Source organism: Thalassospira sp. NFXS8 (assembly GCF_040148805.1).
GTDB lineage: Bacteria > Pseudomonadota > Alphaproteobacteria > Rhodospirillales > Thalassospiraceae > Thalassospira.
Map to the genome: position 1 here is coordinate 215,611 of NZ_JAGEMF010000004.1, position 24,662 is coordinate 240,272.

At 52.9% G+C, this 24,662-nt stretch carries 22 protein-coding genes; 10 read left to right on the forward strand and 12 right to left on the reverse strand.

Annotation, left to right across the window (positions count from 1 at the left end; translation table 11 throughout):
* Positions 1-2: 2 nt before the first annotated feature.
* The 4 genes from J4E05_RS19900 to J4E05_RS19915 form a co-directional block, all read right to left on the reverse strand.
* Complete coding sequence (locus J4E05_RS19900) at positions 3-809, reverse strand: enoyl-CoA hydratase/isomerase family protein (RefSeq protein WP_349599299.1); 807 nt, start codon at positions 807-809, stop codon at positions 3-5.
* A 15-nt stretch (positions 810-824) separates the two neighbouring features.
* On the reverse strand, positions 825-2,432 hold the full coding sequence (locus tag J4E05_RS19905; RefSeq protein WP_349599302.1) for a carboxyl transferase domain-containing protein: 1,608 nt from the start codon (positions 2,430-2,432) through the stop codon (positions 825-827).
* Between the two features lie 435 nt (positions 2,433-2,867).
* Positions 2,868-3,464: a 2-hydroxychromene-2-carboxylate isomerase gene (locus J4E05_RS19910; RefSeq protein ID WP_349599305.1), complete on the reverse strand. Its 597-nt coding sequence runs from the start codon at positions 3,462-3,464 to the stop codon at positions 2,868-2,870.
* A 130-nt stretch (positions 3,465-3,594) separates the two neighbouring features.
* Positions 3,595-4,068, reverse strand: coding sequence for an Lrp/AsnC ligand binding domain-containing protein (locus J4E05_RS19915; RefSeq protein ID WP_085588851.1), 474 nt, complete (start codon positions 4,066-4,068; stop codon positions 3,595-3,597).
* Positions 4,069-4,298: 230 nt separating this feature from the next.
* Here J4E05_RS19915 and putA point away from each other — a divergent pair, with 230 nt between their 5' ends.
* The gene (gene putA / locus J4E05_RS19920; protein WP_349599591.1) at positions 4,299-8,108 is read left to right on the forward strand and encodes a bifunctional proline dehydrogenase/L-glutamate gamma-semialdehyde dehydrogenase PutA; all 3,810 of its coding nucleotides are present in this window, start codon (positions 4,299-4,301) and stop codon (positions 8,106-8,108) included.
* A gap of 74 nt (positions 8,109-8,182) precedes the next feature.
* Here the strand turns inward: putA and J4E05_RS19925 are convergent, their stop codons facing one another.
* Both J4E05_RS19925 and J4E05_RS19930 read right to left on the reverse strand, forming a co-directional pair.
* Entirely contained in the window at positions 8,183-8,404 is a 222-nt protein-coding gene (locus tag J4E05_RS19925; protein ID WP_349599308.1) for a helix-turn-helix domain-containing protein, read from the reverse strand.
* Positions 8,404-8,955, reverse strand: coding sequence for a DUF2975 domain-containing protein (locus tag J4E05_RS19930; RefSeq protein ID WP_085588845.1), 552 nt, complete (start codon positions 8,953-8,955; stop codon positions 8,404-8,406). The genes J4E05_RS19925 and J4E05_RS19930 overlap by 1 nt, the downstream gene beginning before the upstream one ends.
* Before the next feature lie 317 nt (positions 8,956-9,272).
* Between J4E05_RS19930 and J4E05_RS19935 the strand changes: the two genes are divergently transcribed.
* Positions 9,273-9,908 (forward strand): BON domain-containing protein, encoded by a 636-nt coding sequence (locus tag J4E05_RS19935; protein ID WP_349599311.1) that lies wholly within the window; start codon positions 9,273-9,275, stop codon positions 9,906-9,908.
* A 162-nt stretch (positions 9,909-10,070) separates the two neighbouring features.
* Positions 10,071-10,304 (forward strand): (2Fe-2S)-binding protein, encoded by a 234-nt coding sequence (locus tag J4E05_RS19940; protein WP_085588841.1) that lies wholly within the window; start codon positions 10,071-10,073, stop codon positions 10,302-10,304.
* Between the two features lie 138 nt (positions 10,305-10,442).
* On the opposite strand, the gene J4E05_RS19945 is transcribed toward J4E05_RS19940, so the two are convergent.
* Complete coding sequence (locus J4E05_RS19945; protein ID WP_349599315.1) at positions 10,443-11,492, reverse strand: Glu/Leu/Phe/Val dehydrogenase dimerization domain-containing protein; 1,050 nt, start codon at positions 11,490-11,492, stop codon at positions 10,443-10,445.
* A gap of 399 nt (positions 11,493-11,891) precedes the next feature.
* Between J4E05_RS19945 and J4E05_RS19950 the strand changes: the two genes are divergently transcribed.
* Complete coding sequence (locus J4E05_RS19950) at positions 11,892-12,125, forward strand: hypothetical protein (protein WP_085588838.1); 234 nt, start codon at positions 11,892-11,894, stop codon at positions 12,123-12,125.
* A gap of 156 nt (positions 12,126-12,281) precedes the next feature.
* On the opposite strand, the gene J4E05_RS19955 is transcribed toward J4E05_RS19950, so the two are convergent.
* The 4 genes from J4E05_RS19955 to J4E05_RS19970 all read right to left on the reverse strand — a co-directional run bounded on the left by J4E05_RS19955 (position 12,282) and on the right by J4E05_RS19970 (position 16,373).
* The gene (locus tag J4E05_RS19955; protein ID WP_085588836.1) at positions 12,282-12,881 is read right to left on the reverse strand and encodes a 2-hydroxychromene-2-carboxylate isomerase; all 600 of its coding nucleotides are present in this window, start codon (positions 12,879-12,881) and stop codon (positions 12,282-12,284) included.
* 68 nt (positions 12,882-12,949) lie between these two features.
* Positions 12,950-14,119 (reverse strand): putative glycoside hydrolase, encoded by a 1,170-nt coding sequence (locus tag J4E05_RS19960; protein WP_349599319.1) that lies wholly within the window; start codon positions 14,117-14,119, stop codon positions 12,950-12,952.
* 2 nt (positions 14,120-14,121) lie between these two features.
* Positions 14,122-15,258, reverse strand: coding sequence for an NAD(P)/FAD-dependent oxidoreductase (locus tag J4E05_RS19965; RefSeq protein WP_349599322.1), 1,137 nt, complete (start codon positions 15,256-15,258; stop codon positions 14,122-14,124).
* A 5-nt stretch (positions 15,259-15,263) separates the two neighbouring features.
* A complete protein-coding gene (locus J4E05_RS19970; RefSeq protein WP_349599325.1) occupies positions 15,264-16,373 on the reverse strand; it encodes a hypothetical protein in 1,110 nt (369 codons plus the stop codon).
* Between the two features lie 256 nt (positions 16,374-16,629).
* Between J4E05_RS19970 and J4E05_RS19975 the strand changes: the two genes are divergently transcribed.
* The 6 genes from J4E05_RS19975 (at position 16,630) to pgmG (ending at position 22,907) form a co-directional block, all read left to right on the forward strand.
* Positions 16,630-17,505, forward strand: coding sequence for a division plane positioning ATPase MipZ (locus J4E05_RS19975; protein WP_210402845.1), 876 nt, complete (start codon positions 16,630-16,632; stop codon positions 17,503-17,505).
* Positions 17,506-17,549: 44 nt separating this feature from the next.
* Positions 17,550-18,284 (forward strand): VWA domain-containing protein, encoded by a 735-nt coding sequence (locus J4E05_RS19980; protein ID WP_349599328.1) that lies wholly within the window; start codon positions 17,550-17,552, stop codon positions 18,282-18,284.
* The gene (locus J4E05_RS19985; protein WP_349599331.1) at positions 18,284-19,096 is read left to right on the forward strand and encodes a J domain-containing protein; all 813 of its coding nucleotides are present in this window, start codon (positions 18,284-18,286) and stop codon (positions 19,094-19,096) included. Before J4E05_RS19980 ends, J4E05_RS19985 begins: the two co-directional genes overlap by 1 nt.
* A gap of 120 nt (positions 19,097-19,216) precedes the next feature.
* The gene (gene galU, locus J4E05_RS19990; protein WP_085588824.1) at positions 19,217-20,104 is read left to right on the forward strand and encodes a UTP--glucose-1-phosphate uridylyltransferase GalU; all 888 of its coding nucleotides are present in this window, start codon (positions 19,217-19,219) and stop codon (positions 20,102-20,104) included.
* A 64-nt stretch (positions 20,105-20,168) separates the two neighbouring features.
* Entirely contained in the window at positions 20,169-21,488 is a 1,320-nt protein-coding gene (locus tag J4E05_RS19995) for a UDP-glucose dehydrogenase family protein (RefSeq protein WP_349599334.1), read from the forward strand.
* 3 nt (positions 21,489-21,491) lie between these two features.
* Positions 21,492-22,907 carry a phosphoglucomutase/phosphomannomutase PgmG gene (pgmG, locus tag J4E05_RS20000; protein WP_349599336.1) on the forward strand — a complete coding sequence of 472 codons (1,416 nt, stop codon included), beginning with the start codon at positions 21,492-21,494 and terminating at the stop codon, positions 22,905-22,907.
* Between the two features lie 417 nt (positions 22,908-23,324).
* Here pgmG and J4E05_RS20005 read toward each other — a convergent pair whose 3' ends face one another.
* Positions 23,325-24,638: a serine hydrolase gene (locus tag J4E05_RS20005; protein ID WP_349599338.1), complete on the reverse strand. Its 1,314-nt coding sequence runs from the start codon at positions 24,636-24,638 to the stop codon at positions 23,325-23,327.
* Positions 24,639-24,662: the final 24 nt, after the last annotated feature.

Here is a 24,662-nt window from a genome sequence, read left to right on the forward strand (position 1 = left end):
GTTTATTCCTTAATCCAGAAGGCGGATCGTTTTTCAAGAAAGGCGCTAACCCCTTCGCGGCCTTCAATACTGGCGCGTTGATCGGCGATGCGGACGGCGGTTTCTTCTATGATGGCGTCATCAATCGGATGGTCGGCGATGGCGTAAATCAGGTCCTTGGCTGCGGCCATGGCGCCAGGGCTGTTTTGCAGTAACAACTGTGCCATTTCGTCACCTTTGGCGATTAGACCATCGGCATCGGTGATTTCATGGACCAGGCCAATCTTTTGTGCGGTTGCGGCGTCAAACCGTTCGGCGCTGATAAAATATCGTCGTGCCTGTGCGGTGCCGATGGCCTCGATCACGTAGGGCGAAATGACGGCGGGGATCAGCCCTAGGCGGGTTTCTGACAGGCAAAATTTTGCCCGGTCCGATGCAATCACAATGTCGCAGCAGGCCGCGAGGCCAACACCGCCGCCAAATGCGGCCCCGTTAACCATGGCAATGGTGGGCTTACCCATGAAATTAAGGGTTTTCATCAACGTTGCCAAATGGCGTGAATCTGCCAGGTTTTCGGCATGGCTATAGTCTGCCATGCGTTTCATCCAGTTAAGGTCGGCCCCGGCGGAAAAACTTTTTCCCGCCCCGGTAAGCTGCACCACACGCACGGCGGTATCGGCATTCAGGGTGGTCAGCGTGGCGGTTAAATCGCGGATCAGGGCATCGTCAAAGGCATTGTGAATATCGGGGCGGTTCAGCGTGACCCGGGCAATACCGTTTTGATCGATGGTGCAAACCAGGGCATTGTTATCGTCGTTAACTTTTGACATGTTAATTCCCCTGCATCACATGCGGAAAACGCCAAACCGGGTATCTTCTGCCGGTTTGTTTAATGCCGCCGACAGGCCAAGGCCCAGCACCATGCGGGTATCGGCCGGATCTATCACGCCATCATCCCACAACCGGGCAGAGGCATAATAAGGATGGCCCTGTTCTTCGTATTGATCGCGAATGGGGGCCTTAAAGGCATCCTGTTCGGTTTGCGGCCAGGTTTCGCCGCGTTTTTCAAGCGCGTCGGCTTTAATCTGGGTTAGCACATTGGCTGCCTGTTCCCCGCCCATCACCGAAATGCGGGCATTCGGCCACATCCATAAAAAGCGCGGGCTATAGGCGCGGCCACACATGCCATAATTGCCCGCCCCAAATGACCCGCCAATCAAGACGGTGAATTTGGGGACTTTGGCCGTGGCAACCGCTGTCACCAGCTTGGCGCCATCCTTGGCTATGCCGCCGCTTTCGTATTTTTGGCCAATCATAAAGCCGGTAATGTTTTGCAAAAACACCAGCGGAATGCCGCGTTGGGCACATAGTTCAATAAAATGCGCGCCTTTAAGTGCACTTTCAGAAAACAAAATGCCGTTATTGGCAATAATGCCCACCGGATAGCCAAAAATTCGCGCAAAGCCGGTGACCAGTGTGGTGCCATAAAGGGCTTTAAATTCGTCAAAGTCGGAACCATCGACAATGCGGGCGATGATTTCGCGCACGTCATAGGGTTTTTTGGCATCTGCCGGGATGACGCCGTAAATCTCGCGCGGGTCATAGGCTGGTGCTGCGGGTTCGTGCAGCGTGATGCCGGGGTTTTTGGTCCAGTTCAGGTTTTTAACAATGGTACGCGCAATCGACAGGGCATGGGCATCGTCCTGGGCGTAATGGTCGGTCACGCCAGATGTTTTGCAATGCACATCCGCCCCGCCCAAATCCTCGGCGGAGACAACTTCGCCGGTTGCGGCCTTCACCAAAGGCGGCCCGCCTAAAAAGATCGTGCCCTGATTGCGGACAATAATGCTTTCATCCGACATGGCGGGCACATAGGCCCCGCCAGCGGTGCAAGACCCCATAACCACGGCAATTTGCGGAATGCCCTTGGCCGATAAATTGGCCTGGTTAAAAAAGATGCGGCCAAAATGATCGCGGTCGGGAAAAACATCGTCCTGTCGGGGCAGGTTGGCCCCGCCGCTATCAACCAGATAAACACAGGGCAGGTGGTTTTCCAGGGCAATTTCCTGGGCGCGCAAATGCTTTTTAACCGTCATCGGGTAATAGGACCCACCCTTGACCGTGGCATCGTTGGCGACAATGACGCATTCAACGCCCGAAATACGGCCAATACCGGTGATGATGCCGGCCGCTGGCACGTCTTCGTCATCATACATGCCCCACGCGGCCAGTTGTGATAGCTCTAGAAAAGGTGAACCCACATCTAGCAATTGGCGAATGCGTTCGCGGGGTAACAATTTGCCCCGGCCAGTATGGCGGTCACGTGCACGTTCGCCGCCACCCAGTTTGATTTTGCTGATCTGATCGCGCAAATCGGCAACCAGTTTTTCCATCTGGTCGGCATTGCTGCGAAAGTCTTCGGCGCGGATATTGATGGCGGATTTTATCTGCATGTCCCGTCCTGCTGGGTCGAAACCAAACCGTTCCGGGCCAGCCAAGCGGCAGGCGGCGCGGCCCACATAAATGTTGTTCTGGCCGATTGGCCCTGTGCCTGTTATGGCGGAAGTTTACGTAAACGGCAAGCATAAATTGGTATTTCAGTACCGAATATACGTATATGTCTTGGCGGAGGGACGTTTTTATTCACCGTTGGCGGGTGTTATTCTGTAGTGAACTGTTTTTGATCACAAATTTTGGCGGGGTGACCTCGCATCAAGAGCTTGGTCCGGCTGTTCTTATGTGGTGCAGGCGGGTGTGGAAGGTAATTCTGTGGTCATATAACCACGGGGCTTTACCGTTGTTATGGTCGCTATTTTGCTATGGGGTTTATGCGGTTCATTGCGCGGGCAAAAGAACGGGCAGCGTTGTGTGCTGCCCGTTTGGTGTTGTCAGGCCTGGCTTTTGATCCACTGTTCAAGCTGATCCATGCGGTCATTGCCGAAAAAAGGTTCGTCCCTGTAAAAAAAGAACGGCGAGCCAAAGGCGCCACGGGCGATGGCTTGATCGATTACCTCGCGCAGGTGCTGTTTCCATTTTTGATCGGAGATGGCGTTGCGAAGTGCGCCTGCGTCAATTTCGTGGCGGGTGGCGGTGGCAATCACGGTTTCGGGGTTGCTCATATCCAGGCCGTCGGCGAAATAGCCACGGTAAATGTCGTGGGCAAATTTTTGTGCCAATTTGGTATCAAAACTGTCGATCCAATAGAAGGCCCGGCTTGGAGCCACTGCGGCGTAGGGGAATTTGGCCGGTAGTTTAAAGGGGGTCCCTTGCAGCCGTGCGCAGCGTTCCATGTCATGACGGAAATAATCGCCGCGAATCGGCTGGCTGATAAGGGGGCTTTGCCCGGTTTGTTTGAATGCCGCGCCGATCAGAAACGGTCGCCAGTGCACTGTAACGCCACAACGTGTTGCAAAATCGTCGATGCGTTCGCTGGCGAGATAGCCATAGGGAGATGAAAAATCGAAGTAAAAATCCAATTCTGACATTGGTTACCGTCCCTGTTGATCCGTTTGTTTTCCCTGATCGTTACGGATTTGCGGGCAAATATGCTAGCTTAAAATCACAAGCAAATAATTTGACCGGTGTCAGTCTGGCTGGCATCGTCGGGAATGCCGGTTATAGAATTGTAATTCCCGGACGGACCTTTACTTCTTCCATCACCACATATGTGTGGGTCTGGCTGACCCCTTCGATGGATGAAAGGCGTTCAAGAAATTCGCGATAGGCATACATGTCAGATACCCGCGATTTCATTAAATAATCGAAACCACCGGCCACCATATGACATTCTTCGACTTCAGAGAGTTTGCGCACTGCAGAGGAAAATTTATCGAACACATCGGGGGTGGTGCGGTCCAGCGTGATTTCGACAAAAACCACCAGTGACTGGTCGAGCTTTCGCGGGTCCAGTCGCGCCATATAGCCGATGATAAAGCCCTGTTGTTCAAGCCGGCGGACACGTTCAAGGCAGGGGGTAGGGCTTAGATTGACGCGCCGTGACAGTTCGACATTAGACATTCTGCCATCATGTTGCAGTTCGCGCAGGATTTGCTTGTCGATCTTATCCAGGTTCTTGACATTCTTCTGCATTTATTGCGTCCAGCCAGTGTTTAAAACTGCAATTTAGAAGTTAACGTGGATGATATATCGCAATTTACGCAAAATTGGCAGCACATTTTTCTAAACCAACATTATTCTGGAGCCATTATAGAGGCCCGTGCGTTTCAACCTTGTCGGGAAAATGCGGATGATAACCGCCCCGTTTGATTGATGCGCCTGATTGCGGGCCGCACCACAGTAAACAGGGAGTTTTTTGCGTGATGTTTCGTTCCCCCTTGCCAGCAACTGACAAATTGCGCGACCAGATCCGCGCCACATACCGGTGTGATGAAGAAACCGTTGTTAATAATCTGATCGCGCAGGCGACATTATCGTCGGATGACAAGGCAAGGGTGCAGGAAAAGGCCTATCAGCTGGTTGCCAATGTGCGCGCCGCCGATACGGGCAAAACCGGCATTGACGCATTGCTGCATGAATACGAACTGACCAGCAAGGAAGGCGTTATTCTGATGTGCCTGGCCGAAGCCTTGCTTCGCGTGCCAGACGCGGTTACCGCCGACAAGCTTATCCAGGACAAATTATTTGATGCCGACTGGAACAGCCATTTGGGCCATAGCGGCAGCTTTTTTGTCAATGCATCGACCTGGGGCCTGATGCTGACCGGGCGGGTGATTCGTTTTGGCCGCGAAGAACGCGCTAATCCCGGTGCCTTGATCAAACGCATGATCGCCCGTTCGGGTGAACCGGTTATCAGGCGGGCCTTTAATCAGGCGATGCGTGTGATGGGGCGGCAGTTTGTGATGGGGCGCACCATTGCCGAGGCCGCCGAACGCGCCCGCGCCAACGAAGAAAAAGGCTATCGTTATTCCTATGACATGCTGGGCGAAGCCGCCCGCACCATGGAAGATGCGGATCGTTATTTTAAATCCTATGAAGATGCCATTGCTGAAATTGGCAAGGTTGCCAAAGGGCGCGGCCCCATTGATAGCCCCGGTATTTCGGTAAAACTGTCGGCCATTCACCCGCGCTATGATTTTGCCAATCGCGACCGGGTGATGGATGAACTTGTCCCGCGCCTGAAGGCGCTGGTGATGATGGCGAAAAAACACGATATCGGCTTTACCGTCGATGCCGAGGAAGCCAACCGTCTGGACCTGTCACTTGATGTGATTGAGGCGGTGTTTGCCGACCCCGACCTGGATGGCTGGGAAGGGTTTGGTCTGGCAGTGCAGGCCTATCAGAAACGGGCTTATCATGTGCTGGAATGGCTGGCAGATTTGTCAGTTCGGGTAGGCCGCAAGATGATGGTGCGTCTGGTCAAGGGGGCATACTGGGATACCGAAGTTAAAAACAGTCAGGAAAACGGTTTTGAAGGATACCCGGTTTTCACCCGCAAGGCGGCGACCGATGTTTCCTATATTGCCTGTGCGCGGTTGATGCTGTCGCGTCGCGATGCATTCTATTGTCAGTTTGCCAGCCACAATGCCCACACCGTTGCGGCCATTCTGGCAATGGCAGGCAATGACCGTACCTTTGAATTTCAACGCCTGCATGGCATGGGCGAAGCCCTGTACGAACAGATTGTGGGTAAAACCGGCGAGAACCTGCCATGTCGTGTTTATGCCCCGGTTGGCACCCACGAAGATTTGCTGGCTTATCTGGTGCGCCGCCTGCTTGAAAACGGCGCCAATACCAGCTTTGTAAACCGTATTCAGGACGATCAACTGCCGATCGAGGAAATGATTACCGATCCGGTTGAAAAAATGGCCGCCTTGCCGCGCAAGGCACATCCGAAAATTCCGGCCCCGGTTGATTTGTATGGGGCGGGGCGCATCAATTCGCGCGGGATGGATTTGACCGATCCGACCAAACTGGTGCCGCTTGCCCACCATATGAAAGATTTGGCGAAAAACGACTGGCGCGCTGCCCCGCTGATTGATGGTGATTGGCAGGATGGCGAAAGCCACGACGTGATGAGCCCGGTGGATCGCAGTGAAAAGGTTGGTACTGTGATTATGGCCGGGGCGGAACAGGTTGAAGCCGCCCTTGTTGCGGCCAGTGCCGGGTATCCCGCCTGGAATGCCACACCAGCTGGTGAACGGGCGGCCTGCCTGCGTCGCCTTGGCGATTTGCTGGAAGACAACCTGGATGCGTTTATTTTGCTGTGCCAGCGCGAAGCCGGAAAATTGTATTCCGACGGGGTTGCCGAAGTACGCGAGGCGGTGGATTTTTGCCGGTATTACGCCAATCGGTGCGAAGAATTGTATCGCGAAGGCAGCATGATGGAAGGGCGCGGGGTGTTTGTTTGCATCAGCCCGTGGAACTTCCCGCTGGCTATTTTCCTAGGTCAGGTTACTGCGGCCCTTGCCGCCGGGAACGCCGTTATTGCCAAACCCGCCGAACAAACATCGCTGATTGCGGCAAAGGCCGCCGAACTTATTTTGGCTGCCGGTGTGCCGGGCAGTGCGTTTCAGTTGCTGCCGGGGTCGGGCCGTAAACTTGGCGATATTCTGATTAATGATCGTCGGGTGGCCGGTGTCGCCTTTACCGGGTCAACCGAAACCGCCCAGGTGATCAATCGTAACCTTGCCAAACGCCCCGGCGCACCGATTCCGCTGATTGCGGAAACCGGTGGTCAGAACGCCATGATTGTCGATTCAACCGCCCTTCCCGAACAGGTGGTTCAGGATGTGGTGATGTCGGGTTTCCAGTCTGCCGGGCAGCGTTGTTCGGCCTTGCGGGTGTTGTTTGTGCAGGAAGATATTGCCGACAAATTATGCCACATGCTGGTTGGTGCGATGAAGGAATTGCGCGTCGGCGACCCGGCCTATCTTGATATTGATGTCGGGCCGGTGATTGACGACAATGCACAGGCAATGTTGCAAAAACATGCCGATCGCATGAAACGCGAGGCAAAATTGCTGTATGCCTGCGAGGTGTTGCCAGAAACCGACAAGGGTACTTTCTTTGCCCCGCATTGTGTGGAAATTTCCAGCCTGGATGTGCTGGAACGCGAAGTGTTCGGGCCGATTGTGCATGTCGTACGATTTAAGGCGCGCGAGTTGGACAAGGTGTTGGACCAGATCAACGATGCCGGTTATGGCCTGACGCTGGGTGTGCATTCGCGCATTGACGGGACTGCACGGCATATTGCCCGCAAATTGCGGGTGGGTAACTGCTATATCAATCGTAATATGATTGGCGCGGTTGTCGGTGTGCAGCCCTTTGGCGGGCAGGGTAAATCCGGTACCGGGCCCAAGGCGGGCGGGCCGCACTATGTTGCCCGTTTTGCCAAACCGGTTGTCGATCAGGGCAAGGTGGCTGTTGGCGATGCCTCGTTGGCGGATGATCGCGAAACGATTTTTGTAAATACGCCGGTCCCGGCAGCTGAAATCACCACGCTAAGCAAAGGGCAGATCGAGTGGCAGAATATGCCCGGTGAGATGCGCATGAAGCAGCTTGAAAATCTTGCCGCTAAACTTGCCAGCGAGGGTAGCGAGGAACTGGCGCAGGGTGCGCAGCATTTTGCTGATTTTGCGGCGATTTCGCAAAATGGCTTTTTGGCGCCGGTGCGTTTGCCGGGGCCGACGGGTGAAACCAATGACCTGGAGCTTCTGGGACGCGGTGTTTATCTGGTACAGGCGGACCGCGGGGCGGAACCCGGCCGGGTTTTGCGCCATGTTGCCGCGGCCCTGGCGGCGGGTAATAGCGTGCTGTTGGCGGGCAACGATAAATGGCTGGCCCGGGTGGAAAAGCTGGTTGTGAGCCTTGATTTGCCCAAGGCGATGGTCAAGGCGGTGAATGATGAAGCCGGGCTGGCGACCATGAATGGCGGTGCTGTTGCCGGTGTTTCCTGTGTCGCCCCCTTGCAGCGGGTAACCGTGTTTAAACAGGTCCTGGCCCGCCGTGATGGTGCCATCCTGTCGCTGATTTCCGATAGCGGGATCGAGGATGACGGTGCGTTGCCCGGTGAATTGTTCATGCACCGCTTTGCGACCGAAAAAACCGTGACCATCAATACCACGGCAGCGGGCGGCAATGCCTCGCTGATGTCGATGGAAGAGGCGTAACCGCCGTCAGCATAAACGCCTAACGAGAAAACGGCCAGCCTCCACCAGGACTGGCCGTTTTTTGTGTCTTGTGATCAGTTTTCGCTATCGTCGCTGGCTGTATATTCCAGAAGGTCACCAGGCTGGCATTCCAGCGCCTTGCAAATGGCGGCAAGGGTTTCAAACCTTACGCCCCGGACCTTGCCCGATTTTAACAGCGACAGATTTTGCTCGCTAATGCCAATCCGGGTTGCAAGGTCCTTGGACTTCATTTTGCGTTTGGCCAGCATCACATCAAGGCGAACGGTAATCGGCATCAGACGAAGCTCCGGTTTTCGTCATGCAGACTGACGGCTTCACCCAGTACCCAGGAAATAATCAGGAACAGCCCGCCGAGGAAAAGGCTGGTGGCTTCGATATTGCTTAATCCTATCGATATGGCGCGTTCACCTTCGGGGCGGGTGATGGTGACAAACAAGGACGTTAACGTACCCGCAAGCGGCGAAAGCAGCGTTTGCGACAACAGGGCGATGCTGAAGATTTTGAGATGACGGATTGTGCCATGTTCAAAAATGGCGTTGCGGGCAAAGCATAAAAACATTTTGCGCAAGTGCCACAGGCCAAACACAAGCACCAGAGAAGGCACCATCAGCGTGATGAACACCACGGCAAGCTGCACACCGGCAAGGGATTGAAGATCATTAAGCGGGATGGGAATGAGGCTGTCGGAATAGGAAACGGCATCGCGGGCGAAATCAGGGGTGAGCCAGATCAGCGGGACAAAGCAGAGCTCACAGATAATCGCGATCAGGCACAACCAGCTTAGGATCAGGCTGACAATGCGTATTCTGGTGACAGTCGGGCTCATTTCCACGCTCCTGTTGTTTTAAGGTCATTAATTATCGTAAAACATGAATAAATTAATGAAATGAGTCAATGCCAATTTTGATGGGCGCATGTGCGGCGAGAAAATTTCATGCAGGTCGAGCCTTGTGGGCACGTGATGCGTTAATTTGGTGGGTGTTTTGAACGATTTTTTATCTTTGCCATAATTATGGTGCCGATTTTGTCACAATCCGCCTGTAAGGATTTGAGGTAAATGTGCTGTTGTTTCCGGGGAGTGTGTGCCTTTTTGTGCCGCAGGCCTTTGGGTCGAAATAACGAAATCGATTTAGGAGTAGCCGAATGATACATATGTCTCGCGGTTTGAAACGGACATTGCAGGTCGTTGCGCTGGGAATTGTCTTTAGTGCCCCACTGGCCGCTTGCGGACCATTGCAAATGCCGGTTGAGAACCGGGCGGGTGATGATCAATGGCTTGATACCAAAATTAAAACCGGAATTTTGGGTGAATTCGCTGAAACGGATCACAGTTATCTGATTGATGTAAACGTCGATATCTGGAAACAGCAGGTCATGGTGACCGGCATGGTTGATTCCAAGGGCAAATATTATGACGTGATGTCAATCATTCGCCAGGATAAGCGCATCAAGAAGATTTATGATCATCTTCAGATTGCCGATGCACAGACGGTGGCTGAATATCGTGATGCTGAATCGAAGTATGGTGAAGAGAATGCCGTACCTGCCGATTCGGCAAAACAATCGGTTTCGGATGCCTGGATCGAAAGCCAGATCAAAGCCTTGTTGTTGGCCGAAAAGGGCGTGCGCTCGGTTAATTACCGGTGGCAGTCGGTCGGCAATATTGTCTACATCATGGGCGAATCTGCCAATAAAACAGAATATGACAAGGTGCTCAGTATCGTGCGTCGCATTAAAGGCGTGACCAAAGTGGTCAGCCATGTGTCGGTTATTGGATGACCTTATAAATAAACGATAATTCCAGAAAGTGATCCGCAGCCTGGTTTGGGCTGCGGATTTTTTTTGTCATGAAACATGAAATTCGTACGAAAACGTTTGAAACCTATTCGCATTTGCACTATTGAAATCGTGTGTAACTAATAACTGATTGCATTTGCATTTATGTTTGTTTGTGTTTGTAATGCCCTTAATCAGGGCGATGTAAAACGTGCAGCAACGCAGGGCAATGCCACGCGCCCGGCGGAGGTTTTCCGTTTTCATGGCTGCCAGCCGCAATGTGGCAAATGTGCCTGCCACATGCGGGCAGAGCTGAGCCAGCATTGCTGTTCGGGTGACAATGGGAATGACCGTATTGTTGCCAATGTCGCCGCTGATCAGGCGATTGCGGCAGAATAGGCAGCTTTGGCAAAGCAAACAAAGATAAGAGGAGTACTGAATACTCCTTCGATGCTGGCAGATATCAGAAATTAAAAAGGCGAAGCCATCGGGGCCTCGCCTTTGTTGTTTTCAGGTGCAGGCACGATCTGCAATATGTTAAGCGGCCTTGCCAAACCGTTCTTCGGCCAATCGGTCGGCGACAAAACCGGTTGATTTGTTTTCACGTGCTGCGCGGGTAAAAATTTCACGCACGGTTTCACCAATGCTTTCGATATGGCGTTTGGTTTCGGCCACCGGGCGTCCCTGACGGCAATAGTGGACTTCGACCACGCCGCCTGCATTGATCACGTAATCAGGGGCGTAAAGTACCCCCATATCGCGCAACATTTCGCCGTGACGGTCGGCTTCAAGCTGGTTGTTGGCCGCACCGGCAATGATCCCCGCTTTCAGTTTGCCGATCGAGATATCGTTGATGACCCCGCCCAGCGCACACGGCGCAAGAATATCGGCATTAACTGACAGGATTTCATCGATCGACACAGCCGTTGCGCCCAGTTCGGTGGTTGCGCGTTCGACCGCTGCGGGGTTGATATCGGCAACAATTAATTCTGCACCGGCATTGTGAAGCATTGCACATAAATGAAAGCCGACATTGCCCAATCCCTGTACGGCAACGCGCATACCGGTTAAATCGTCGCTGCCCTGCCTGAATTTGACGGCTTCTTTCAAACCGATAAATACACCATAGGCAGTAAAGGGCGAGGGATCGCCAGTGCGTTCGGCATCCTTGCCATCATTGATGCCGCCTACATGGCCGGTCTGACGGGCAATTTCCTGCATATCAGCCGGCGTCGTGCCGACATCCTCGGCCACAATGTAACGGCCGTTCAGGCGTTCAACCGCGCGGCCAACGGCTTGAAACAGGCCAGGGCTTTTATCGCTGCGCGGGTTGCCAATGATAACCGATTTGCCTCCACCCAGCGGCAAATTGACCAGGGCGGATTTATAGGTCATGCCACGCGACAGGCGCAACACATCGTGAATGGCTTCCTGTTCGCTGGCATAGGGCCACATGCGGCACCCGCCAAGCGAGGGACCCAGATTGGTATTATGAACCGCGATGATGGCTTTAAGGCCGGTTTCAGGGTCGCTGGCGAAAACAACCTGTTCGTGGTTGTCAAAGGCAGAATCGGAAAAAATAGTCATCCTGGTGCAGCCTCCCGGGCTGTTTTGTTATGATTGGGGCAAAGAAAATTGTTTCCTCCCTTTGAATGTTTGTTGTGATCGGCCTTTGAGCAAATGGAAAATCGCGCCTGAATTAAAAAAGACCGTTTCGAAGAAAAGCCCACGGTTGCGCGGAATTTAATGTCTGGCACAGAGCGGTTTTGTAATTTTATTTCGTGCAATTATTGCAAGGCGACCATGCAAAACCGGCGCGCTGTGGTTTTACATGTTTCAATTAAATTACGAATCAGGCTGAATGATTTACGGCTCGTTAAACTACTGGTCGCAGACTTGTGGTTGATATTTCATTTTTATGAGAAATATCATCAGGACATATCAAAGCGTCTGGTCGGACGCTGACAGCAAAAGGAGTTTCGGGGGATGTCAGCTTTTACAGACCACCGGAAGCGCGTTTATCAAGTTGGGTTACACAATCAAATCGTGCGTGAATGCGTAAAAGAAAACCGTTCTCACGCCTTGTATGACGATCGTTGGGCCGATGTTCAGACCCACGAAGTTGCAGCACAGACCAAAACAAAGGCACTTGCCCTGATCGAAAAGAATTATCCGTCCTGTGACGGGTTTGTTGTCGATCACGTCAAACGCCACGATTGATATTTGGCTGTGATTGTGTGCTGTAAATGCGTGGCACCTGATCGCAGTTCTGTCGCAGATAGTTCACAGGAAAAGGGCGGAAACCACCTCCGCCCTTTTCTTTAGATGCTGCCTGCTGAAACAGGGTGTCGTTGGTTATGGTAATGTAACCGGCTGTCAGTCTTGTAATGCCAGCGCGCGGTCGACAAAATCCAGCCTGTCTTGTCCCCAGAACATTTCCGTGCCGATAAAATAGGTTGGCACGCCAAAAATATTGGCAGTTTTGGCATCCTCGGTATAAGCGTCATAGGTATCAAGCACGGCATCGTCCTGTGCCAGTTCCAGATATTGCGACGACAAACCATTCGTGGTCAGGGCTTCGGCCAATACATCGGGTGACGACGCATCACGCTGGTTGACCCAGATATCGCGCATAATGGTGGTGATCAGCCCTGAAACGTCCTGCCCATCAAGTTTGGCAGCGATGATGGTACCTGCTGCAAGCGATTCGTTTACCGGGAAAAAATCAGGATTTTCATTAAGCGGAATGTCGAGATAGGCGCGCCAGCGCTTTAATTCCACCATGCGATATTCCTGGCGGGGCAGGGGGCGCTGTTTAAGGGGAACGCCGCCACCATGTTTGAATATTTCGCCGGATTTGACAGGCCGGTGGTCAATTTCGGCATTGTGGCGGGCGGCAATTTCCATAGCGCGTTCAATGCCAAGGAACGCCCAGGGCGACTGGACGAAAAAATAGTGGGTAATAATCTTGGGCACGGCCCTCTCCTGTAGGCTGGGCGATAAAACGCCATTTTTTTAATGACGTTATAGCGCCCTATTTACGCCTATTGGTCAACCCACCAGCGATAGTCATCGATGCCATCCATGACAATGCCGTCAAACCCCATTTGCATCAGTCCGGCAACATAACTGTTGGCATTGCCAAAAATGATGTTCTGCCATTGTGGTTCCCAGTAATAGACATGATTTTCCTGTCCCCAGCGGCCCGTATTGCTTGCGCTGCTGATAAAGCCGGGCGATCCGGCACGCCAGTCATTGCGCCAGTAATAACGATAGGTTTGTGCGGTGCCGACATCAATGTAAGCGAGCAACAAACGCGGTGTTCCGATTTTTTTGTAACGCAGTTTGCGCATGTCATCGAAGGAAAGCGGGGTTGTGCCGCGATGAAAGGCATCCAGGACCAGAATGTCGTAATTGGTGTTGGCAAGGGCATCTACATAGGCATCCTTGTTGCCGTATGGCGCACTATCAACCACCATCGCATAATTGCGGGCTTTCTGGAGTGTATCGATCACAAACGGGTTTTCATTAAACGGCGTTGAAGGAACCTTCGCTAACGCCGCCAATTGCATGTCCGGTGGTGGGGCTGCGTAATAAAGTGGGTCCATTTTACTGGTTTTTGCGCGCGATTTGCGGATGTTTTCCAGCTTGTCGGTGTAATCAAGCATGAAAAACCGCATACCGGTATCTGACAGGCGTTCCAGATATTGCTGGTCGTATTTTACCTCGCCTTCGCCTGTTTCCTTGTTATATCCGTCGCGGCCATAATTGGGGGCCTCTATCAGCATTCCATCAAGCGCACGGATGAAATTCCGCGCCGGTTTGGCATCGGATTTGGTCACAAACAGACCCGGCTCAATAAATGTCGTCAGATCCAGCCCGTTCATGGCAATGACGGAAAAATCACTGCGCTGGTTTTTTGCCCAACGGCTAAGCGAGATAACCATTTTTCGCATTTCGTCGGCGAAATCGCGCTTGGGTTTGCCGTCGTCTTCGCTGTCCTGGTCCAGTTTCGGCCCGTTAGACAGGCTGTTGGCGGGCGGAATAAACGGTTCCAGGTTTTGCCCCATTGCGGTTTGCGGCAGGCTAATTGTGGCTATTCCCGCAGTCATAACAATGGCAAGGAATGCAAAAGCCGATGCACGTATCCCAAGTCCCGGGCGAACCGGAAAATTGGTCAGATGGCGAAACCGGAATGGGCGGGCATGAACCATAATCAGGATGCTACTTTTTTTGCCAAAGATGAGGTTAATTGCGCACAAACATAGTCGCCAATTGCCATTGATGCCGTTAAGCCCGGCGATTCGATTCCGTAAAGGGCGATCAACCCGTTAAGGCCGTGGGTGTCCGGCCCGGCAATCATGAAGTCGCGGGCGGCTTCGCCCTGTGCCTGAATTTTCGGACGAATACCGGCATAGCCGGGCTGCAGGGCTGTTTCATCAAGGTCCGGGTAATATCGGCGAATGGCGTTGGCAAAAACAGTACGCCGGTTTTCATCCACACTATAGTCGGGGTGGTCGACCCATGTCACATCCGGCCCGAAACGGGCTTGCCCACCCAGATCCAGCGTCAGATGAATACCCAGTCCGGCCTGTTCCGGCGCCGGGTAGATCAGGGTGGAAAACGGGCTTTTGCCGCTTAGGGTAAAATAAATGCCCCTTGCATAATGTTGTGGTGGAATTGTCGCGGGTTCTAAGCCCGAAAGCGCATGGGCCAGTGTTTGCGTATGCAGGCCCCCGGCAATAACCAGCTCCTTGCATGAAATTTGCAATTCTTCACCGCTGGTATCAACGGTATCAAGAATATATATGCCATCGCGGTGGTTGCCGGATCGAACATTGGTGTTTAAAGCCAGTGTCGCCCCGGCAATTTCAGCATCCCCTAACAATGACAACATTAATTCATGGGAATCGATGATGCCCGTTGACGGGCTTTCAAGGGCCGCAACACCCCTAAGGGCAGGTTCGCGCATTTTGATGTCGTCGCTATTGCGCCATATCAGATCGGTGACACCATTGCTCACGGCGTGTTGTTCGATCTGGCGCAATGCGTCAATCTGGCTGTCGTCTGTGGCGACAATCAGTTTTCCGGTGCGACGGTGATTAACCCCGCGAAGGGCACAATATTCATACAGGGCTTTTTTTCCGGCAAGGCATAGCCGGGCTTTCAGACTGCCTTTCGGGTAATATAACCCGGCATGAATCACTTCACTGTTGCGCGAACTGGTTTCTGTTCCGATGGCATCATGACGTTCAATGATCATGACCTCGCGCCCGGACAGCGCCAGGGCACGTGCGCAGGCAAGGCCAACCACACCTGCCCCGACAACAATTGTTTCAATATCATGCGTCATAAAGTTTATCGTCCTGCCTGACGAAAAAGGACTGGCTGCCCGGTATTGTCTTGCCCGTCCCCTTTGACCTGCGACGGGCTGCTGCTGGTGTAGGTTCCCCGCGCTGATGTGCCGTCAGTACAAAAAATAGCCCAGTTGCCAAAGGGAAGTGTTGCGGAGTTGTAACGACCATCCTTGTGCTGCCAGTAACCTTCGCAATGGCGATTGGCATCATCAATGATCATTGTGCCTTCACCTGCCGGTTTGTCAAATTTCAGTGCCCCGCGGCCTTCGATATTGTTCCAGCGTGTCATAATGCCAATTCCCTCGTCAGGGGAAATGGTTGTGTTGGTTGGCTCACCCGTGATGATGGTGGTTTGCGGTGCGGTTTCGGGTGATGATATGTCGTCAGTGATGGCTGCCGTTGGGGCAGTTGCATTCGGGTTGGCCGGGACGGCGGGAACGCCAACAGGCACCTGGCCATCTGTAACCGGCGCGCCGATATCACCGGGCAAATTAATTTCAAATCGTAAAAAGAAGCTGGCGGCAAAATCACGCGCCGCGGCCGGGTCCATTTGCTGTGCCGGGGCTTGATGTTTGGGGGCGGTTTGCACGGCTATCGGTTCGCAGAAATATCCCAGAAGCTGGCTGCCGCGCTGATCGGCGCGGGTTGGTTCCCAACGGCCTGAAAAACTGATGCATTGGGCATTGTCGCGCGCAAAGGGCAAAACCATGATGGGGCCACTGGGGGTTTGATAGCTAAAACTTTCACCGTTTTGACGGCTTTGGTTTTGAAGTGTTTCAAACATTCCCAGCAATTTTGCCGGTGGGGTATCTGTGCGAAAGGCAAAGCCGGGGCTGGTTTCGGAAAAAACCGATTCGATATAAATCTGGTTGGACGTATGCCCTTCGTCGCTTTGATCCAGCCAGCGCGCAACCGATACAGTGCTGCTGGTGCGGACTTGACGTAGATATACCGCCTGGGCGTTAAAGGGCGGATGATAATGAACCGGGCTTTCCGCGGCTGATACTTTCAGAAACCCGCCGTCACTTTGGGCATGGGCACTGCCGCTGCCTGCCATAGTAGCAATACTTGCGCCCAGAAGGCCCGTTATCAAATTTCGCTGAAAGGTCACAAACTTTTCCCCCGTTGAGCCTGCTGTCTTTGCTGCATCAATTATTCTATGTTTAGCGTCAAGACAGGAAATTGGCTAGGGTCAGGGCTTATTAATAGCTATTGACCGTAAGGGAGAGCTGATTTGCCCCGTGACATCTGCGTCTTTATGCTTGATTTTTGATGGCAAAGGCGTTCATTCACGAGCGATGGGGACTTTTGGTTTTCAGAACGAAATGACGGAGCAGCGCGTAATGACGGGGGACGCAACCGCCACCATGACCGAAATCAAGGGCCAGGGCGATGCCAGTACAACAGGCGGCCGCAGCAAACGTGCGCATGTTATTGTAATTGGCAATGAAAAGGGTGGGTCGGGTAAATCAACGACGGCCATGCATTTGATCGTTGCCTTGTTGAAAATGGATTTTTCTGTTGGCTCGCTTGATATCGACGCCCGGCAGGGAACTCTGACCCGCTATGTCGAGAACCGCGAGGCTTTTAATACCGCCCGCAGTCTTTCGTTAAAAATGCCGGTTCATTATCCAATCTATCGCAGCGAAGATGGCGATGCGATGGCCGCCAAGCACGATGAACGCGAACGTTTTACCCGTGCTCTTGGCGAATTGGTTGTTAATCACGATTTTGTCGTGATGGATTGCCCGGGCAGTGACAATTACCTTTCGCGTTTGGCCCATGCCTGTGCCGATACGCTGATTACGCCGATTAATGACAGCTATATCGACCTTGATATGCTGGCCCGTATTGACCCCGAAACCCTCGATGTGAAAGGCCCCAGCCTTTATGCCGAAATGGTTTGGGATGCGCGTAAGCGCCGGGCGGCGGTCGATGGTGGAACCATCGACTGGATCGTGATGCGGAATCGGCTGTCGCATCTTGACGCACGTAACAAACGCGATATTGCCGAAATCCTCGACAAACTGGCAACCCGGGTTCATTTCCGTGTGGCGCCGGGTTTTGGCGAACGCGTGATCTATCGCGAATTGTTCCTTAACGGATTGACGCTTCTTGATTTGCGCGAAAAAGGCATTGGTATTACTTTAAGTATGTCGCATATGGCCGCCCGCCAGGAAGTGCGGCAGTTACTTGAAGTTATCGGCTTTACCCCGAGTGATGGCGAAGAACTGCCAATCTGATAACGGGTGCAATCCAGGTTCTGAAATTACGTATCGGCAGGATAATGGCGGACAAGGACAAGGCCGTTTCAACCGTGTCAACGGATCAGGATATTGCCAGCTTTGTCAGGCAGGCGCAGTCTGTTGCCGGTAGTGCGCCGGCGTCGGGGCCGGCGCAAGGGCGAATTGTATTCGCAATGGATGCAACTGCCAGCCGCCAGCCCCATTGGGATATGGCTGCGCACCTTCAATCCGAGATGTTTGATGCGGTGGCGCAGATGGGCGCGCTTGATATTCAATTGGTGTTTTTTCGCGGTTTTGGCGAATGCAAGGCCAGCGGCTGGTGCCGGGACGCGGGCCAGTTGCGGGCTAAAATGAATGCGGTGCAATGTCGCGCGGGTCAAACCCAGATCGGCCGGGTTTTGCACCATGTTCTTAATCAGAACAAAAAACAGCCCGACCACCCGGTTAATGCCCTGGTTTATGTTGGTGACTGTGTTGAGGAAGCGGCGGATGATCTGGCGCATCTGGCTGGTCAACTTGGCATTTCCGGCACACGGGTTTTTGTTTTTCAGGATGGCCGTGACAGCGATGCAACAAAAGTTTTTCGTGATATGGCCCGTCTGGGGAATGGTGCCTTTGCCCGTCTTGACGGCAGTGCAGCATCTGTTTTGCGCGATTTCCTTGGCGGGGTTGCGTCCTTTATTCTAGGCGGGTTCGATGCGCTAAACGATTATAATAAAACGAAATCATCGTCTGATATTCATTTTCTTACCGATCAATTGCGACGGAAACGCTGATGCAGTGGCTTTTGCTTGGTATTGGTCTTTTTGTCGCCACAGGGTTTGTTTTGCGCTGGTTGGCAAACGCAAAACCGGCTGATATCCGGCAATTGGGCTTTGGGTTGATTGCAATTGTTCTGGTGCTTGTGGGGCTTTGGCTGCTGCTGACTGGCAAACTGGCAGCCATGGTTGCGGCCCTTGTTGCCGCCATACCATTTCTTTTTCGTGTCCTCAAAATTGGCTTATTGTGGCCATTTTTCAAGAAGATGTTCGCTGGTGCCCATGGTTGGGGCCGGGGAGCGAACCCGCAAGGTGCTGATGATGACGGTACCGGCACGGGCCGCTTTTCTGAAATCAGGACACAGCTTCTGGTGATGCAGCTTGAGCATGGCTCGGGTCGGCTGGGGGGACAGGTCATTGCCGGGAAATTTGCCGGACGCGACCTTGACCGCCTGAGACTTGACGAACTGCAACTTTTATATGTTGAATGTTGCGATGCACAAGATCAAAGCCGGACAGTGTTTGAGACATATCTGGATCGTCGCAGTGATTGTCAGGGCTGGCGACAGTGGGACGATGCAGAGCGAACGGAAGGCCGTTCGTCACAGCATGAACAAAATGGAGGCACTCGCGGATTTCGCTCAGAAGGGATGGATGTCACGGAAGCCTGTAAAATTCTGGGTTTGGGAAAAAATCCGGACCGCGCCGAGATCAATCGCGCCTATCAAACGTTAATTAAGGCGGTACACCCTGATCATGGCGGATCGGACTATCTGGCATCCCGGGTCAATGCAGCACGGCACGTGTTATTACAAAATTGTGGCGATTGATGTAATCCCCCGGAAGGGCAGCTTGATCAATGATCTGAAATTGTGGCAAAAGCGATAGATACTTGCTGCAAATTGAGAGATTTAGCGCATCCGTCGCCGCCAAAAACAAAGGAATAAAAGATGACCAAACGTATTAAAAAGGCGGTTTTCCCGGTGGCGGGCATGGGGACGCGGTTTTTGCCAGCAACCAAGGCTATGCCGAAGGAAATGCTGCCTGTTGTTGACAAACCCCTGATCCAGTATGCGGTGGAAGAAGCAATTGCTGCCGGTATTGAAGAATTCATTTTTGTTACCGGTCGTGGGAAAACCGCGATCGAAGACCATTTTGACCGTTCAGCCGAACTTGAAGCGATTCTGATGGAGCGCGGCAAACATGATGCCCTTGAAACGGCATTGGCGATGATCCCCGAAAATGGCCGGGTGACTTATACCCGGCAGGGTAACCCGCTTGGTCTGGGGCATGCTGTTTTATGTGCGAAATCCCTGGTCGGGGACGAACCATTTGTTGTGCTTCTGGCCGATGACCTTATTCAGTCCAAAACGCCGTGCATGAAGCAGATGGTTGAAAGCTATGGCCGCACGGGCGGCAATATGGTTGCGGTTATGGATGTGCCGCGTGAAGAAACCAAACGCTATGGCGTTCTGGAAGTCGAGGGTACGAATGGCCGCCTTGTCAGTGCGTGTGGCATGGTCGAAAAACCGGACCCGAAAGACGCGCCGTCAACGCTGTCGGCGATTGGACGTTATATTCTCGATCCGGGTATTTTTGATGTGCTGGAATCGATTCCGCGCGGGGCAGGAAATGAAATTCAGCTGACCGATGCGCTGGCTGCCATGATCGGCAAGGTGCCGTTCTATGGTTATCGGTTTGAAGGGCAACGGTTTGATTGCGGTAACAAGGTTGGCTTTTTGAAAGCAACACTGGCCTTCGCGCTTGAGCGACCGGATCTGCGCGATGATATGCGCACCCTGATCAAGGAATTCGCCGAACTTGAAGCCGCGAAATAACAGATTTTATTGAATGTCCGGGGGCACAGACCCCCGGTCAGTGTTTTAATGGGGTAAAACATCCATGCATGTTGCAATGATTGGCACCGGCTATGTCGGTTTGGTTTCCGGGGCCTGCTTTTCGGAATTCGGTACGGACGTTATTTGTGTAGACAAAGACGTCAGCAAAATCGAACGCCTTGAGCAAGGCATCATGCCAATTTACGAGCCGGGCCTTGATGTTCTGGTTGAGAATAACGTCAAGTCGGGCCGGTTGCATTTTACCACCGACCTGAAAAAAGGTGTTAAGGATGCCGATGTTGTTTTCATTGCGGTTGGCACGCCGACGCGCCGTGGCGATGGCCATGCCGATCTAAGCTATGTCTATGCTGCGGCGGAAGAAATTGCCGAAGCAATGGAAGGTTTTACCGTAATCGTGACCAAATCGACCGTTCCGGTGGGAACGGGGCGCGAAGTGGAACGGATTATTCGGGAAAAACGGCCTGATGCGGAATTTGCCGTTGTTTCCAACCCCGAATTCCTGCGTGAAGGATCGGCAATTGGCGACTTCATGCGCCCGGACCGGGTGGTTATTGGCACCAGCAATGAACGTGCGCGCACGGTTATGTCTGATCTGTATCGTCCGCTTTATCTGATCGAAACGCCAATTGTTTTTACTACACGTGAAACGTCGGAAATGATCAAATATGCGGCCAATACATTTTTGGCAGCTAAAATTACCTTCATCAACGAAATCGCCGATTTGTGCGAAAAAGTGGGTGCTGACGTGCATGATGTTGCCCGCGGCATTGGCCTTGATGGCCGCATTGGCAAAAAGTTTTTGCACCCGGGGCCTGGTTATGGCGGGTCATGCTTCCCCAAGGATACTTTGGCGCTTGTGCGGACAGCACAGGAACATAATTCGCCGCTGCGCATTATTGAAACGGTGGTTGCTGTTAATAACGACCGCAAAAAAGCAATGGCGGACCGGGTTATTGCGGCTTGTGGTGGTTCTGTTGCGGGGAAAACCATTGGTATTCTGGGTTTGGCATTTAAACCCAATACCGACGATATGCGCGATTCTCCCAGTCTGGATGTTGTCCCGGTGCTGATTGCGGCAGGGGCCAATGTGCGGGCATATGACCCCGAGGCAATGGAAGAAGCTGCAAAACTTCTTGAGGGGCTGACCTATTGCGAAACGGCCTTTGAAACCATCGAAGGTGCGGACGCCATGGTGGTCCTGACGGAATGGAACGAATTCCGCGGATTGAATTTGAAACGCGTAAAAGCTGCTTTGAAATCACCTGTGGTGGTGGATCTGCGAAATGTGTATGAGCCGCGCGAGATGAAAGAACATGGCTTTGAATATAGCTGTGTTGGTCGCGGCACAATTGGAGGCAATTGACCTATGACCGCTTCGGATGGCCATAAATTTGATCCCTCGATGCTGCGCGAATATGATGTGCGCGGCGTTGTAGGCAAAACCCTTCATGAGGAAGACGCCCATGCGTTGGGGCGTGCGTTTGGGACAATGGTTCGCCGCAGCGGCGGCACCCGTGTCGCCGTTGGCCGCGATGGCCGGTTAAGCTCGCCAGATCTGGCTGATGCCCTGATCAAGGGTATTCGTACCACCGGTTGCGATGTGCTGCGTATTGGCCGTGGCCCGACGCCGATGCTGTATTTTACGGTATATAATCAGAAAACTGATGCCGGCATTATGGTGACCGGTTCGCACAATCCGCCGGATTATAATGGCTTTAAAATGCTGAATGCCGGAAAATCGGTGTTTGGGGCCGCCATTCAGGAATTGGGCCGGATTGCCGAACAGGGTGATTTTGAAGTTGGTGCCGGCGGCCTTGATGATATCGATATCGAGGATCGTTATGTTGATCGCCTTGTCGATGAACTCGACATTGACGTTGCCAAGCCAATGACCATTGTGTGGGACTGTGGCAACGGTGCTTCGGGGGATGTCGTGCGCAAGCTGACGGCAAAATTGCCCGGCACCCATCATTTGTTGTTTGATGACATTGATGGCACCTTCCCCAATCATCATCCGGACCCGACTGTTGAAGCCAACCTGGTCGATTTAAAAGCCGCCGTTGCCAAACATAATGCGGACTGGGGCGTTGCTTTTGATGGCGACGGTGACCGCATCGGCGTGGTCGACGGTCAGGGTCGTGTTTTGTGGGGCGACCAGCTGTTGCAAATTTATGCAGCCGATGTTCTGGAGCGCGTTCCGGGTGGTGCAATTATCGCCGACGTCAAAGCCAGTCAGACATTGTTTGACGAAGTGACCCGACTTGGTGGCAATGCCATTATGTGGAAAACCGGTCATTCCCTGATCAAAACCAAAATGATCGAGGAAAAGGCCCCGATTGCGGGTGAAATGAGCGGCCATATTTTCTTTGCTGAACGGTATTACGGCTATGACGATGCGACTTATGCTGCCGTCCGCCTGTATCGTATTCTGGTGCAAAGTGGCAAAAGCCTTGATGTCTGGCGTGATGCAATGCCGGTTGCCGTCAACACGCCGGAAACCCGTATTGAATGCCCTGATGATCGCAAGTTCGCATTGATCGAGGAAGTTCGTGATCGCTTGGCCGGGACGGATGCCGAAGTAAACGGCATTGATGGTGTGCGCGTACGTACCGAAGATGGCTGGTGGCTGCTTCGGGCATCCAATACCCAACCTGCGATCGTTGCCCGGTGCGAGGCTGCTGATGATGCCGGGCTTGAACGCCTTAAAGGGCAGGTAACGGCCCAATTACAGAAAAGCGGGCTTGAAAGTGCCGATTTCTTTGCCGCGGGCGGCGGTCATTAAGGCGAGTTTTTGATCTGAAATTTGGCTGGATCCGGTTGAGCCCGAAGGTATTTCACCTTCGGGCTCAATTTCTTTCCGAACGTTATTTATAGAAGGATAACCAGTTCACGATGGTGTCATCGGCAGGTCATGGTTTGCGATAAAGGAAATGATTTCTGTCAGTCCGAGCATCTCACGAGATACGTCGTGCCGGATGTCTCAAACTTACGCCTGCATAATGTATGGTCGATATAACCCGTAATGGGGCGTTGTTTGATGCGGGCTTATTAACTTGGCTTGGGACGTAACAGCCATCTTACCGTGGTAAGGAGGGCGGAAAGTTTTAGTTCCGTTCTTTGCTCCGCGGGTTACGCCAAAGATTAAGGGCTGCCAATTTGGCAGCCCTGATCAAAAATGCTTGTGATATTCGGGTCGTGCTTATCCGGCGTCGTCAGGTGTGACGACAGGAATGCAGGCCATGTTCTGGCGTTGTAAGGCGGCACAGGCACTGCGTGCGTCTTCCTCGGCACCAAACCCAATCAGCCGTGCCCGATAGACAACGCCACTGTCTGATTCCTGTTGCTCAACGGCAGCACGGGTTAGGCGTAAAATTTCAGGGGCACTGCGCGCAGCGGTCAAGACGGCTTCCTGGGCGCGGCGCTGGTCGCTAAAGGCACCAACCTGAATGCCCCAGCCGCCTTGTGTTGGCTTTATGCGGGTGACGATGGTGTCAGTATCGATGTGACCGGGAATTTGCCCCTCGTTGGCGTTATTCAGCTTGGCGATCAGCAATTGCGTGTCTGCAGGAAGAATTTTGTCTTCCGGGCTGATGCGCGGCCGCGGCGGAATAATTTCACCATCTTTTTTTAGTTCGACATAGGCTTTATCAAGCAGTTTTTTCATTTGGTCATCGCGCGAACGGGCGGTGCGGCCACCAAATACGGCCCCGATCAGGCGTTTGCCATCGCGTTTGACCGATGCCACCAGGTTAAAACCCGATGCGTTGATGAAACCGGTTTTGATGCCATCTGTGCCATAGTACGACGCCAGAAGATTATTATGGTTGCCATAAGTGCGGTTGCCATAAGTAAATTTCTGCGTTGAAAAGAAGTGATAATAGTCACCAAAATCATTGCGCAGGCGCAAGGCGAGACGAACCATATCGCGCGCCGTGGTCATCTGCCCCCGGTTGGGCAGGCCCGATGCATTGCGAAAAGTTGTGCTTTTCATGCCGATTCTGCGCGCGGTCGACGTCATCATCTGGGCAAACTTGGTTTCCGTGCCCCCCAGATATTCGCCAATCACAACGGCAACATCATTGGCCGATTTGGTGACCAACGCCAGAATGGCATCCTTGACCGCGATGGTGTCACCGGGTTGAACGCCAAGTTTTGACGGTGCCTGGCCCCACGCCCGTTTGGAAACCGGCATGCGGGTTGCCAGCGTGACCTTGCCGCTATCAAGCGCGTCAAACAGCATATAAAGCGTCATGATTTTGGTCAGTGACGCAGGATAAACCTTTTGATCCGCACGATATTCATGCAGCACCTGGCCGCTTTCGGCATCAATAATTAATGCGGTATAGGTCCTCGCGACGGCAGGCGCACTTATCATCGGGAGCGCAAGCAAGGCGAACAAAACCATGCCCATCACGCATAAAAGCCCTCGGCCCGTCATGCGTGATGGCGAAAAGTCAGCGGAGTCTGGTTGTCTGGTCGGCATGGCAGGGCCGACGCGGAACAGAGAAATCATAAACAATGTCCGGTTAACGAGTAT

Bases quoted from the DNA above. Each gene is read 5' to 3' on its own strand.
- J4E05_RS19900 (WP_349599299.1), bottom strand. From the start codon at position 809: ATGTCAAAAGTTAACGACGATAACAATGCCCTGGTTTGCACCATCGAT.
- J4E05_RS19905 (WP_349599302.1), bottom strand. From the start codon at position 2,432: ATGCAGATAAAATCCGCCATCAATATCCGCGCCGAAGACTTTCGCAGC.
- J4E05_RS19910 (WP_349599305.1), bottom strand. From the start codon at position 3,464: ATGTCAGAATTGGATTTTTACTTCGATTTTTCATCTCCCTATGGCTAT.
- J4E05_RS19915 (WP_085588851.1), bottom strand. From the start codon at position 4,068: ATGCAGAAGAATGTCAAGAACCTGGATAAGATCGACAAGCAAATCCTG.
- putA (WP_349599591.1), top strand. From the start codon at position 4,299: ATGTTTCGTTCCCCCTTGCCAGCAACTGACAAATTGCGCGACCAGATC.
- J4E05_RS19925 (WP_349599308.1), bottom strand. From the start codon at position 8,404: ATGCCGATTACCGTTCGCCTTGATGTGATGCTGGCCAAACGCAAAATG.
- J4E05_RS19930 (WP_085588845.1), bottom strand. From the start codon at position 8,955: ATGAGCCCGACTGTCACCAGAATACGCATTGTCAGCCTGATCCTAAGC.
- J4E05_RS19935 (WP_349599311.1), top strand. From the start codon at position 9,273: ATGATACATATGTCTCGCGGTTTGAAACGGACATTGCAGGTCGTTGCG.
- J4E05_RS19940 (WP_085588841.1), top strand. From the start codon at position 10,071: ATGTTTGTTTGTGTTTGTAATGCCCTTAATCAGGGCGATGTAAAACGT.
- J4E05_RS19945 (WP_349599315.1), bottom strand. From the start codon at position 11,492: ATGACTATTTTTTCCGATTCTGCCTTTGACAACCACGAACAGGTTGTT.
- J4E05_RS19950 (WP_085588838.1), top strand. From the start codon at position 11,892: ATGTCAGCTTTTACAGACCACCGGAAGCGCGTTTATCAAGTTGGGTTA.
- J4E05_RS19960 (WP_349599319.1), bottom strand. From the start codon at position 14,119: ATGGTTCATGCCCGCCCATTCCGGTTTCGCCATCTGACCAATTTTCCG.
- J4E05_RS19965 (WP_349599322.1), bottom strand. From the start codon at position 15,258: ATGACGCATGATATTGAAACAATTGTTGTCGGGGCAGGTGTGGTTGGC.
- J4E05_RS19975 (WP_210402845.1), top strand. From the start codon at position 16,630: ATGACCGAAATCAAGGGCCAGGGCGATGCCAGTACAACAGGCGGCCGC.
- J4E05_RS19980 (WP_349599328.1), top strand. From the start codon at position 17,550: ATGGCGGACAAGGACAAGGCCGTTTCAACCGTGTCAACGGATCAGGAT.
- J4E05_RS19985 (WP_349599331.1), top strand. From the start codon at position 18,284: ATGCAGTGGCTTTTGCTTGGTATTGGTCTTTTTGTCGCCACAGGGTTT.
- galU (WP_085588824.1), top strand. From the start codon at position 19,217: ATGACCAAACGTATTAAAAAGGCGGTTTTCCCGGTGGCGGGCATGGGG.
- J4E05_RS19995 (WP_349599334.1), top strand. From the start codon at position 20,169: ATGCATGTTGCAATGATTGGCACCGGCTATGTCGGTTTGGTTTCCGGG.
- pgmG (WP_349599336.1), top strand. From the start codon at position 21,492: ATGACCGCTTCGGATGGCCATAAATTTGATCCCTCGATGCTGCGCGAA.
- J4E05_RS20005 (WP_349599338.1), bottom strand. From the start codon at position 24,638: ATGATTTCTCTGTTCCGCGTCGGCCCTGCCATGCCGACCAGACAACCA.